We start from the raw sequence: 13,383 nt of genomic DNA on the forward strand, positions 1-13,383 counted from the left end.
TTATAATCAGCGAAGAATTCAAAAAGGCTTGGATTTTAAGACACCAAATCAAATGGCAGAAGACTTTTATCGGTTAGCTGCCTAGAATCTCCCAAGTGAAAGTCTCCTGCTAATTCAGCACACATCATGTTGACCTTTTCCTTTTAGATCATCCAGAACTTCGCAAAGTGCTCCCTTATATCGTTGTCTAGGGCCGTGCTTAAAGGCCATTGAGGGTCCACCATCAATCAATATATTGAAAGTGCTCAAGGGTCCCTCATGACTAACTAATATACAGTCCCCATGATTAGCTTTGAGGATACGAACAATAACACCCATAATACTCTCTGATAAACATTCTGCGCCATCGGCTAATTTTAGTTTACCGATAAAATTATCATCTAAACTTGATGTTCACTTTTATTAGATAGCAATACCAAGCTCATAGTTTCTTATTGTAATTAAGCAGCTTTCAACTTAATAACAAGATACTTCTTTCACAGAACAACATGTTAGTTGGCAGAGCTTTCACTAAGGTCCATTTAAGAAACTTATAAATCTCACCTTAATCCATATGTATAATCGTTACTCATTATTTATCTAATTTATATAAAAAAAATTCCAAAAGCAAACCCCTTCATTACTAAACCTTTGATCATGATATTTCTCTTTTTATCAATGAGGTCGGCATAAAAAATCCCATGCTGTTTGGCATGAGATCGTTATGGCCTTTAATTGATTTGCTTGCGTATCTCGAAGAATGAATTTATCTCATTCATCAGCTGGGTAAATATTGAAGCGTCTTGAACCAGATTTACTTTGCGGGAATTGGTTCAGATATTCAGGGTACTGTTTTAGTAGTGCTTTGCTATCTAAGCTGATTGAGTCTTTGGCCTTTTTCCACGTGACTGAACCAGCTTTAAAGATCGCACGCTCAGCCCCCTGCATCTTGGCCTGCAGCTGATGATTTGAGCAGACCAAAACAGCCATTATATTAGTCTTGATTAACTTAAACTGCCTGATATACCTTTATAGCCATTGGCTCAATAAAATCCTCTATTTTTTCAATATCATATATTTCACTACCTTCTCTTATTACGTGAAACCTAAACACACATCCTAAACCAAATTCATTATCAGTATCAAAAGAAATTAATGAAATACAATTTATCTCTGGAAAAGATTGCCCCCAAAGAATATTAAATTTTTCTAAAAAAATAAATGCAGAATTTACAATATCAACACTTTCAAAAACATAATCATCAATATGTATTTTATTTATGAAATTTTCAAATCCTGATTTATCTATGAAGGTCTCCAGAAATTTATCTATATTAGAATTCACATCTTCACAAGACGAAAATTGTTCACTAAATGTTCTATTAAAGACTATTATTCCCCGATCCAATTTTTTAAATCCTTCATTTAGTATAATTTGCAACTCATCAGGTAAACAAAAATCTTTCTGAAATACACCATTCATTAAATTTTTCATTGCATTATTAGTAAACATTTATCAAACCTCACCTAAATATTTCTTAGCTTTATCAATTCCAGCCTTAAAAGATGCATTATTAAGTAAGGCTTGTATAGACTTTGGAGCTTCTTGTGTTTTATCAAATCCTATATAAAACTTATTAGTTTTAGGGTCGAATAAATATTTTTTATTATCAATATCCTGATAATGAATCTGACCAGCTCGTTTACCTGGTGCAGGATTTTCAACATCAATACGGGCCTTAGTTCCAGTCATCTTCCACACAGTTTTACTATCCAAGCGGATACCCTTCGCACCAAGCATTTCACTGCTTTCAGCTCTAGTCGGGGCATTTTTCGCAATAACTTTTTGATCTACTTTTAATACTTCAACATTTTTACCAGCTTTAAGATCAATTCCAATTGCTAAATCTAAAATAGCTAATGACTTCTCAAATGCTGTTGTATCAGGATCAATTAATGTTTTTATACTATCTGCACCATTTTGAATTTCACCTTTCACAACATCCTTTAGTAATTCAGGCAAATCTTCAGCTGTTATTTTCTTACCAGCATCCAGTTCTTTTTTAATTACCTTCCCTACTTTCCATGCAATTTTTCCAGCTGAACTTAATGGTTTTAAAGCATTATTTTCAACAGCAATATCCGCACTATTCGCAGCTGTATTAACATCATAGCCTGCAAAAGCCGCTGTAGTCCCAGCAATAAGCTTAGTCGTATTTTTAATTCGAATTCTTTCGTCTTCAGTCAGGTCTAATGCAGTTTTCCCTGCTGGAATCATTAGTTCAGCTACGATTTCACCAACACCAGCACCAATTGCTCCGGCCTCACAGCTAGCCTTAGTCGCTGCCGATACCGCACACCCAACGGCAGCATGCGCAATTTTATGAATTGTATATTCAAAAACTTTTGCATCTACTTTATACAAATGTTCCCCGATCTGACTAGCCAACTCTCCTTGCACAACTCCCGCCAATCCTGCTAACAATGCAACCTTAAGATTGTCTTCTAAGTCACCACCTTTGATTGCAGTTTGAACTAAAGTTGAACCAACAGCAGTGGTAAAATTATTTATTAATCTGCTTGAAAATGCCGTACTATCTAAATCTACGTTCAACGCAGGGCTTACTTGACTGAGTAAACCTGCTGTCACAACACTTGTCGCTAAATTTTTAACGGCATCCTTACTCCCTAAATCTTTTAGGGTAGCTCGAATATCACCACCATTATTTACCAGCCCAATACTTGCTTGTGTTGCAAGAGATGTTACTGCTGCATTTGCCATCGTGCCTAATACAGATGGAACAATTGCACCTGCTGCAGTAGTTGTTACACCAGCAGCTCCGATCATACTAGCGCCAAGTCCGACTGTTGTTCCGCTAGCGGCAGCCCCCCCAGCAGCTCCAGCTGCAGCTGCCGTACCAGTTCCCATTGTTGCTATCGTAACAATAATCACTAGGAGTGCAGCTCCAGCACCAGTTAAGCCTTGTGACTTATAATCCCAATCTTTCTGTGCAAGAATAACCGTATTCCAGTCTACATCCTTTCTATTGACCAACTCTTTTAAGTACGCATTACCAGGTTGATTGGCTAATTTTAAAATTTCATCACGTATAACGACTTTATTTTGATCTTTTTCTGATATTGGGATTTGAACACTCAACCCACCTGCCGCTTTAAAGGTTGGTAAAACAGGTCCATTAAATTGTGGAAGCTGGGCAGTTTCAGTAATTGAACCTTTATCCTGCATAGATTGCCAAACAACTGAATTTTTCTCTTTTTTGAGTAATTCGGTAATAGTAGTTTTTGCAGCAATCAATTCTAGCTTTCCACCAGCCTCAATAGTTGCACCCTTTAAATATTCAAATTCTGTCCCTTCTAGCCGAGTATCAAAACCTGATTTAGTTCCAATATAATCTGCCTTTAATGTCGCTGGTAAATCCGAAACTTGTGTTCTCGTCGAATTTGTTTTTGAATTGTTATATTTTATTCCGGAAAATGAAGATGTTTTTTTGATATCTACATCACTAGTTGAGGATTCTTCCACAGTATAAAAGTTAAGATCCCCCCCTGCTTTAATAGAAATATTTCCACCATTTGCAGTAAACTTACCGGAATAGATATCTATACTGATATCTGGGTTCTGATCTTTACTTTCAATAGTAATATTTTTACCGTAAAAATCTACAGATGCTGCTTCAACATCATTATTTTCTGTTACTGTAGTTATAGTCTTTTTCTTTAATCCACCCCAAGACTTTTTCTTTTGAATCTTAGTTGTCTTGTCATAACTTTGTTCTATTGCGGAATCAAAGAGAATATTTTTATTTGATTCAATTGTAATATCACCATTAGATACAATTCCTGTTGCTTGCATAACTAAATTATCATTTTCTGTAATGCCAACAGTTTTAATATTTACTCCTTTATCACCATTAATTTTTGTAGGGTTAACTAAAGTCCTCATGCTATATTTATTAGCATCCTCACTACCAATATCATAAAAGTTTGTATGACCATCAATAATCATACTAGCAGCCATAGTTTTAGGGGTACTTGATGTTTCAGAGTTTGATGTTAAAGTATATAACCCATCTAAGGCACCGCGTGATTCCAAGTTAATTAAACCTGATTTTGCAATTAGATCACTTCCACTAATTGATAGCCCATTATTTGAAGTTATATTTAGATTACCTAATTCACTTACAATACCTGCTCCCGTATGTTCATAGCCATTTAGATTTAGATTAAAAAAATCAATGTCCTTTTGTTTTTCATCTATTAGAATTTGAAATGGCTTTTTAGCGTTTAAAGTAAAAGTATATTTATATTTATTTACAAGTTTATTAAACCACGTCTTAGTCGTCGTAAATGTATTACTAGTATTATACTTTTTATTAATTGCATCTACTTTTTCATTTATTTTCTTAACTGCTTTATCTTTTTCACTAGTACTCATTAAACCTAGTGAAGATTCAAAAATAAAAATTGAGAGCAGCCTTAATTCTTCCGTATAAGCAGGATTATCTTCATTCGAAACAACCTCTAATTCACCCTTTTCTATTTCTAATTGATTTACAATTTTTTCATTATTTTTATTTAAAAAAGTATTTTTCACACCATCAATTAATATATCACTACTACCAGAAATAATATTGATATCATTTTTTGCATTTAGCTGTGAGCCTTGCAGTTCTATTTTTGAACCTTCCAAGTTAATCCCACCACCTATTGTATTTAACTTAACTACTTGCTCAGAACCATTACCTTGCGTACCACCATATCCTGCAAGCTTTAAAACGCCATTTTTTGCAATCAGCTCAATATCCCCAACTGCAGATAAAGTCATAATTTTAGGGTCAATGGTTAAACCTGTTGTACCCGAAGTCTGAATACTTAAATCACCATTTAAACTATTGAGCTTGGCATCATTTTTAAGTAAATCGCTACCTATCGCATTAAAAACAAGTCCCGGCTTAACAAAAAGATTTGTTGTTTCAAGTAATACTGCGCCACCTGTCAGTGTTGCATTCTGCATCACTTGGTTGCCTGTAGCCGTCAAAGAAAGTATACCGTCAGCATTTAAAGATGTTTTTGCTCCTGTAGCCCATCTCGTTCCTGTTGGTGTATAGTCTGCATTTAAATACAGAGTTCTTTTTGAATTAATAGCTAAATGTCGATCAGAATTTGCCGTTACATTCTTAAGGCTTAATATATCCTTAGCATAAATCTCAGTATTGCCTTTCGATTGAAGAGTTGTATTCTTAACCTTCAGCATGCCTGTTTCACTGTTTAAATGCAGCTGATCAACTGTCGACTCTATGGCCGTATTTTGAATATCAAGATTACCTTTCTTCGTACTTATTGATACCGATTTTGCTTCAATCTGATTCGTCAGAAGCGTATCTCGCGCAGTATCTCCACTAACGACTACGTCTGTATTTGAGCTTATTACTACCCCATTTTGTCCCAGTATCTGCAAATCACCTCTGGCTGAAATGAGATCAGTCGAGTTCACATTAATACTGCCTTTCTCTACACTTGCAATGATAATTCCCTGATCTGCATTGATCACAGTTTTATCAGTAATCTGTTCATCTCGGTCTGCGTGAGGTGCTGAAACAATAGTTTGGCTTGAATTTAAATTTACATTTTCATTCGCGATGATTGAAGTACGACCTTGGGAAGAGTTGGCTTTCAGACTGTCTGCTTCGATACTTCCCTGCAAGGAAGCAAGATTTACATCCTTAGTTGCTGTTAAATTAGCTCCTCTTGCAAGGGTCATCGCTTTTTCAGTTGTTAAATCAATGCCCTGATCTGATTTGATTGCACTATTGAGGGTTAAAGTATCTGATTGTGTAACAATGCCATTTGCAGCATGGATTGCTGTGCCTGAGAGTTCTAAACCTTGTTTTGCTTCAAGCTGAACTTTTCCGGAAATTTTAGCTAAGGGCTTCGCTTGATTATCCCAAGTCAAATTATTTCCACTATAGACATTAATATTCTTTAAACGTGTCGCATCATTAACAAGGTTAAAACTTAGATTTTTAAGGCTAACATCACCTGTACCGTATACATTTAAGTCTTTACCCGCATAGAGTGATCCTCCCTCCACGTAGAGCACTTGAGCGTCTTCTGCAGCTGACTGGATATTGATGGAACCCGTCGTCGCCTGTAATGTGTTTCCAATTAGTTTTAAATTTTTATTACCTGATAAATTCAAATCTTGTGCAGCAATCAGTCTTGCAGTGCTATTACTAATCAAATTTTCATTGGCATTAATTGTGGCTGAACCGCGATTACTGCGTAACTCTGAATTCGCCGCCAGATTGATTCCTTTGGCATCTATATATAAATCACCTGCTGTACTTAAATTATTGATCTTAGTCCCTGTAGCAAGATTAATATTTTCTTTAGCACTAACAATTAAAGCTGCAGAGTTTTTCGTCGTTGCATCATAATTAACCGTTATATCCTTCGCAGTGAGATTTAAATCATTAGCTGAATCAACACTGATCAATCCATAGCTGTTGATCGAACCGCTCACTGCTATGTCTGCCGCGGTTCCCGCTCCTGTCGTTGCAACACTGACTAAACCGTTCTTTTTATCTGTGGTTGAGATTGTTCCACTATGGACAATTTTACCTGTGTTAGTCACCACTATATTATTTACAGCTTGAAGTATGCCAGCGTTAGAAACACCTAAACCCTTTTCATTCCCCATCAAGTAAATATTATTGGCATACATCCCACCCAAACTTTTAATATCCACGGCTAATACAGGTACTGCAGCTGTTGAAGTTTTACTCTCTATGCTTTCAAGGTTTGATGAGATGGCATTTGCACCGGTGATTACATTGATATCTTGATTGGCGTGTAACTGTGCATTTAACTCTAATGCACGTGCATAAATATCCACATAATCCGCATTATTGTTGTTACCGCCCAAACCTAGATTTGAACCTGCATTTGCACTAACTGTTACTGTGCCTTGGTCTACTACAAATTGTTGCAGACTTCCATCTGCGTTCAGCTGTGGTTTTCCAGTGGTAAAAATGGCTTTGTTGGCATTAATAAAACCACCACCTTTGATGTTAATACCCGCTGGGTTGGCAATAACCACATCTGCACGTTGACCGGCAACTTCTAGATTTCCTTCAAAACGCGTAGCAGCTGTTGAATTTATTTCGTTTAAGATAAGCCTTGCTTCACCAGTAGCTAAGAATGGATTCGCCCCCACACTCCCCACAATCACAGAACCTGCACCAGTACGACTATTATTTAATACCACTCCATTATTGAGTACATCCATTTGTTTATACTTATTGTGGGATACGCCATTCACTGGTGTTTGAATGTTTACCACAGGTACATTTTGCCCTTGGTTGTTTAACCCCACTCCAATCACTGGCCGGTTTGCAGCACTGGCAGATGTATCTGCTTGAATTTGTGCATAAACTGGAGCCAAAGGCATCCATAAACTGATGCTCGCAACAAGACTTTTAACCACCCAATGTTGATGTAAAGCTGTATTATCTTGAACCTCGATGGAAGTGCTTATTTTTGCACTTTCTCCAGCCGCTTTAGTTTGACTTTTACTGTTTTCACCCACAGCAATAAACATGTTACGGGATTTGCTAAAAATAATGCGATAAAGATTTTTGTTCATTAAAAGGACTTCTTTTTTAAATTAAGTTTTTAAAAGTTAAATTTTTTAGTAGGAATAACTGAGGCTAAAGCCTGTACTTATTTCTCTTTTCATATTGTTCGGTGCAACCAAACCATGTCCGGCAAAAGCATCTAGATAAAGGCCATGATAGTAAGTACGGATGCCCGCAACTCCACCTGCTAGGTAACGTTGACCTGCAATGCTGTGTTCCCCACCAACCCAACCTTGATCGACACCCACATAGAGCTGATTATTAAAGGGAAGGTTGACATTGATTTCTTGCTGTAAAAAATGACCATTGTCTCCAGACAACATAATTTCCCCATCAAAACCTCGAACACTATAGCGACCTCCAATATAAAACCTATCCTGTGGAACCAAGACTTTTGGGGCATACTGCCCTTTCCAATTAATACGGTATTGGGCCGCTTGATTGAGTAAAACAAAGGGATAATTGATGCGTAAATCAGCACTCCACAAAGGTGCTCGTGAGTAACCTTCTACTGGAAGTGGATTGCCATAGATATCGGTAATTTTTTCTTCTGGGGCTGCAAGTGCATTAAAAGCACCTATACCTCGACGATAATCAAGCGCTGCATCAAACAAAGTATTTCCAACATAATGCTTATGTTGAATACCAACATGCCATCCTGCAGTTCGTCTGCGCTGTACCCCAATTTCAATATCTTCGATATAGTTACGGTTTTGCTTTTGATAGACTTTGCCGTACACAGAGGTTTTATATTGCGTTCCTCTTAATAGCATTTTTGACAAGGTGACATTGGCCTGTTGACTTTCACCACTGTATAAAATCGGCTTCTCGTAGCCCGCAACATACTGATCGTATTCATACCAGTTATAAGCGGCACTCAAGTCAAAGGTCTGGAATGGTAATTGGTAGCTGGCAAAATAACTTTTATTACGATCTTGATGAATATTATCTAATGAATGGCTAAAATTCAGATTTAAACTGTCATTTAATCTTAAGGGGTTATTCAGTGACACGCCTATATTGCCTATATATCGTCCAGTGCTTTTATTCCCTGAATCATCCACAGACAAGCTTAGATTCGCTTTTTTATAAGGTTGTGTCGTCACCACAATATTACTCTGACCAGCTGTCGAGCTTTCCCCATTCGCTTCTATTTGTATATCAACATCTAGTCCAGAAACTTTTTTTAAGTTTTCTAAAGCTTGGTCTAGATCACGAATATTCAGAATGTCGCCATCTTTGAATGGAAATGCAGTATTCAATTGTATTTGAGAAATTTGTGGACCTTGATGAATAATCTGCGAAATGCGTCCAGGTACAACTTGAAAGCTTAAAATACCTTCTGTCATATCCTGTTCAGGCACCACAATTTGAGTCGTCACAAAACCTTTTTTAATCAACTCATTCTGAGCAAATCTGACTATATTCTGTAGACTTTGCGTGCCGATACATTGCCCAACGATTGCACTACTTTTTTTATTCAGGGTCTTCATCAAAAAACTAAAAGCATCCAACACTTTTACACCTGAATCACCAGTACTAATTTCTATTTTCTGGATATTAAAACATGGTTCTTCCTTAATAATGATCAGTTGATTGCTAAGTAGGTTTCGTTCGGTAGGCTGAATAATAGTTTGAGTATCCAAATATTGCTTTAAATCAGCTAAACGCTGATCTTGCCGAATCAACTCAGGTAAAGATAAATCTTGCGGATATACTGATTGAACATTAGAGGTGTCGACTCCCCCATTAGCAAAAGCATTACTCACAGCACTTAGACAACATATGGCTAAATATTTTATTTGACTCATTTTTGTTAATTTTTACTATGTTCTCAAAAAACTTACAAAAAATACATAATAAATACACAATTATCAATAGCTTTCTCAATCAAAAAATCACATGCATTTACATAAAAGAAAAAGCATAAATGCTTAACAAAGGCATCCTCAGATGCCTTTAATCTTAATTCACCACCCTCACACTCCCCTGCAACCCTTTCTGTATATCTTGCACAAAATCCTCACATTGATTCGGCTTAGGCTTTGCCTTAGTTTTCGGCGTTGTTACAAGCTGGAAATGTTCAGTGTCAGTATCTTGATTTTCATTCGTATAAAACTCCCCCATCAAATCCAAACCTTCCCCCACATTCACTTCAAACTGCGCATTAGCAAAGCCTTGTCTTGCAACTTGATCTAAAGCTTCCTGATTAAAACCACTATTCTGACTTTGCTGATCAATATCTTTTGCTATGTGAATGGCTTGCTGAAGATTAATCCCATCTCGTAGGGTTAAATCTACGTAGTACACAGGAGTACGATAACTCTGTATTGTTGATTTTCCTCTTAAGGTCAGTTGTAACGGTAAACACGACAATAGCCCACAGGATGCTGCATGGTAGTAACTCAGTCGTGCGGCCAAAGTTCGAATACTGTTAAAGCCTGTGGTTCTAAAGATGAATGTGCCCAGTTCATCCGATTCATCTAAATTGACATGCAGTCGACCATAAGGCTTACAGTGCCCACCTTGAGCCATTGAACATAAAGCGGGCGATGGACATGGGTGCTGCTCTACACCTTGACTAGTCAACCGCTGACAGGTTTCACCATTACCCACACAAACGGGTCGTCCGGTTTGACGGTCAAATAAGCTGTACTCTGCTCGTAGATTCAGTTCAGGATCATTAAAGATCATACGGACTGGTATGGTTCTGAGTTTTTGATTTTGCGCTTTAGCTCGAAGTTGTTCATCTAAAGGATGTTTGATCCAACCACTATCTTTATGGATTTGACTGGTAATGGTGAATTGATCATCCTTTTCAGGCAGACGCTTGCCGTTCTTTTCGACCATTCGGCCAATGCTGATTCGCCCTAAAATAGGCGGTGTGATTGCTAAACCTTTAATCATGGTATTTCTCTTTTGAACAATGAAATCGGCATAAAAAATCCCATGCTGTTTGGCATGGGATCGTTATGGCCTTAAATTGATTTGCTTGCGTATCTCGAAGAATGAATTCATCTCATTCATCATCTGGGTAAATATTGAAGCGTCTTGAACCAGATTTACTTTGCAGGAATTGGTTCAGATATTCAGGGTACTGTTTTAGTAGTGCTTTGCTATCTAAGCTGATTGAGTCTTTGGCCTTTTTCCACGTGACTGAACCTGCTTTGAAGGTTGCGCGCTCAGCCTCCTGCATCTTGGCCTGCAGCTGGTGTTTCAGCAGATCGAATTGCTCTTGGTGCTTTTCAATTTGATTGCGTGCTTGAATCAGCTGCTCAAACTGTTGGTTGGCTTGATCATCTAACGAGAGATCGGTCGTACTTAGCGGTACATGCTCTGGATACAGTAATTGCAAAGCTTTAGCGGCCGATTCACTAGCATCTGCATCAGGCGGTGTATCCTTTTCCACGCACTCCCAGAAGTAACGCTCTGCATTCACGATATGCTGAATCACCGATTCTGAACGGGTCACTTTAAATATTCGGGTTTCATGTCCGCAAATCAGTACACAGATATGTGCTGCCTTCTTCCCCGTCACAGCCAGTTGATGCTGGACCTGACACAGTACATATAGAGGCACACCATCCCGCCAAAGCTTAGCGCCATATTCCCCTGCGGTTTTACATTCTAGAACCTGCACATCTGCGTCACCCACTACTGAATAATCTAAGTTGGCTAACATGAAATACTTGTCTGGGTCAGGATGCTGCAGCACAGCATTAACCCGGCGGACTTTATAGTTGGTATGCATGCTGTAATACTCAGCGACCAAGGGTTCCAAACGCTTGCCCCAATACAGTGGTGCATGGCCCTCACTTTCATCTTCAATCGATTTGCTTGATCCGTCCAGTCTTGATCATCCAGAGTTCCAGCATCGACATATAAGGGTTGAGCCCACAGGCTGCTGCGCAGTCACTGCTGCCGATGCCTTGCCTTCGCACTTCCAGCCATTCGGCCTGAGTCATATTTTTAGTCGCCATAAAACGTTTTGCGGTAAAATTTTTAGGAGCACGGAATACTTTAGGCTGTACATATGCTGCAGGTAGATTTGATAAATGATTCATTGTTAATTCCTCTAATTTAAATTTTGGGCATAAAAAAGCCGTGCCCGAAGACACGGCTTTAAGAGCTTGGTATTTGATTCATAAGTGAAGAAAAATATTTGGCCTTGTTCTGTAATATTTAGGCTAATTTATAAAAAAGAGAACTATTGAACTTAAGCAAGCATACGCAGCGCTTGTTCGAGTCCACGTTGCTTCAACCCAGCACCTGCGCCAAACCATGCTGAATCGAGTCGGTGATCTTGACTCATAGCCCGGCGTTCATGATCGGCAAATTCTGTAATACTGCATAGCAAACCATAAGCGGTATCTTTAGCTGAACTGAGTTCTGCCCCACGGCCATGACCATTAAACATGGTCATGACTTTCGACATGGCACGTCCATTCGGCTCAGTCTTGTTTTCAGCTTTAGGGGCTGAATTAGCTTGGGTAGCGACATTGCGGTAGAACTGAATAATACCTTCGTCCTGCTCATTCGGACTCAAGCTGCTATTGTTAAACACGGCATCAAAATAAGCTGCTGCTTCGCTTTGAGTGACTTTACGCTGACTGAGCTGTTTCATTTCATACATATGTTCATCCCATGCCTGGACAGAAATTCCCAACTGCTGTTTAATCTTTTGGGCATCAAAGCGAGTGCTGTGCGGAACTTTGACCACACCTGCACTGCTGTTCTGTCCTTTGAGAGCAATCGCTAAGGTGTTATTGCACACCACACGGATTGAAGTGAACTGTGCAGTTGTCGCTAGTGTTCCATCACAGCCCGTAGCCAATAAGATATAGCCATTACTGACATCTTTACCTTTGAGTGCTGCTGTCTGCCCGGTTTTAGCCAAAGCCCAGAATTTTTTTCCGCCTTTCAATACACCCGCCGTTTCCAGCTCAAAACCTGATTGTTCAGTGAGATCTCGGTAGAACTCTAACACCTCTGCAGGCTGGACTTCCTGATAGCGCTGACTGACCACGGATAAAGGTGCATGGGTATCCGAGCGGTAAAGTACGCGCTGTTCCTCGAAAGGCATGATGATGCTTTGACCGCGTTCATTTTGTGCCATATAGCTGACGTTTGATGATTCAATACGCCAATCCATACCTGCCTGTTTCGCCCAGACTTCAATCGGCTGATTTTGCGACAGTTGATTGCCAAGACCATGCCAAGGGGTTTCGCCGACATAAGCCATTTTTTCAATTAAATGTGCCATATACTTATTTCCTTTTAATTTTTACTGACTATTCAAATTAGGGGGATTAAAAACAACTACCGTCTAAATTCCATCAAATCTAGTTAAAGTAGTGTCCGCACTCCAAACAATGGTGATGTACTTGCGGCTGAGATTCATCTTTCATCAGGGTTTCGGAATGCTGCTCATGGATGTGTTTCAAGATGCAGGCTGCACAGCCAACTGCCCCACCGATTAAAGCCCCAAATACATAAATCATCGTACGCTGCCCCTTAATCAGCCGAGCGCTAGATGCGCCCATCGCTGCATAATTCACAAAGTTCTGAATCAGATTTTGTATAGGCGGCTTTAAAGACCTTGGCTGCTGAAATTCAATGGATGTAGAAAGTTGAGGGCCGACCCTTTCAATTTGGTCACCGCCACATGCAGGACAAATAATTAAATTCATCTTTATTTCCTTAAAGTTTAGACATAAAAAAAGCCGAGTCCTTCATGGACTCGGCT

The 13,383-nt window shown here is 38.8% G+C and carries 6 protein-coding genes and 2 pseudogenes; all 8 read right to left on the minus strand.

Annotation, left to right across the window (positions count from 1 at the left end; genetic code table 11):
* Positions 1-750: 750 nt before the first annotated feature.
* Positions 751-945: pseudogene (locus tag FTT92_RS08025) on the minus strand (YqaJ-like viral recombinase); the annotation flags it as partial.
* 43 nt (positions 946-988) lie between these two features.
* Positions 989-1,492, minus strand: a complete 504-nt coding sequence (locus tag FTT92_RS08030; RefSeq protein WP_180171822.1) for a hypothetical protein — start codon at positions 1,490-1,492, stop codon at positions 989-991.
* A 3-nt stretch (positions 1,493-1,495) separates the two neighbouring features.
* Positions 1,496-7,645 carry a DUF637 domain-containing protein gene (locus tag FTT92_RS08035; RefSeq protein WP_180171823.1) on the minus strand — a complete coding sequence of 2,050 codons (6,150 nt, stop codon included), beginning with the start codon at positions 7,643-7,645 and terminating at the stop codon, positions 1,496-1,498.
* 45 nt (positions 7,646-7,690) lie between these two features.
* Positions 7,691-9,448 (minus strand): ShlB/FhaC/HecB family hemolysin secretion/activation protein, encoded by a 1,758-nt coding sequence (locus FTT92_RS08040; RefSeq protein ID WP_180171824.1) that lies wholly within the window; start codon positions 9,446-9,448, stop codon positions 7,691-7,693.
* A 154-nt stretch (positions 9,449-9,602) separates the two neighbouring features.
* Positions 9,603-10,544 (minus strand): hydrolase or metal-binding protein, encoded by a 942-nt coding sequence (locus FTT92_RS08045; RefSeq protein WP_180171825.1) that lies wholly within the window; start codon positions 10,542-10,544, stop codon positions 9,603-9,605.
* A 112-nt stretch (positions 10,545-10,656) separates the two neighbouring features.
* Positions 10,657-11,701, minus strand: a pseudogene (locus tag FTT92_RS08050) (YqaJ viral recombinase family protein).
* Positions 11,702-11,853: 152 nt separating this feature from the next.
* Positions 11,854-12,900: a DUF932 domain-containing protein gene (locus tag FTT92_RS08055; protein ID WP_180171826.1), complete on the minus strand. Its 1,047-nt coding sequence runs from the start codon at positions 12,898-12,900 to the stop codon at positions 11,854-11,856.
* A 79-nt stretch (positions 12,901-12,979) separates the two neighbouring features.
* Positions 12,980-13,327 (minus strand): hypothetical protein, encoded by a 348-nt coding sequence (locus FTT92_RS08060; protein ID WP_180171827.1) that lies wholly within the window; start codon positions 13,325-13,327, stop codon positions 12,980-12,982.
* Positions 13,328-13,383 lie beyond the last annotated feature (56 nt).

The organism is Acinetobacter sp. YH12023, assembly GCF_013420135.1.
GTDB classification, from domain to species: Bacteria; Pseudomonadota; Gammaproteobacteria; order Pseudomonadales; family Moraxellaceae; genus Acinetobacter; species Acinetobacter amyesii.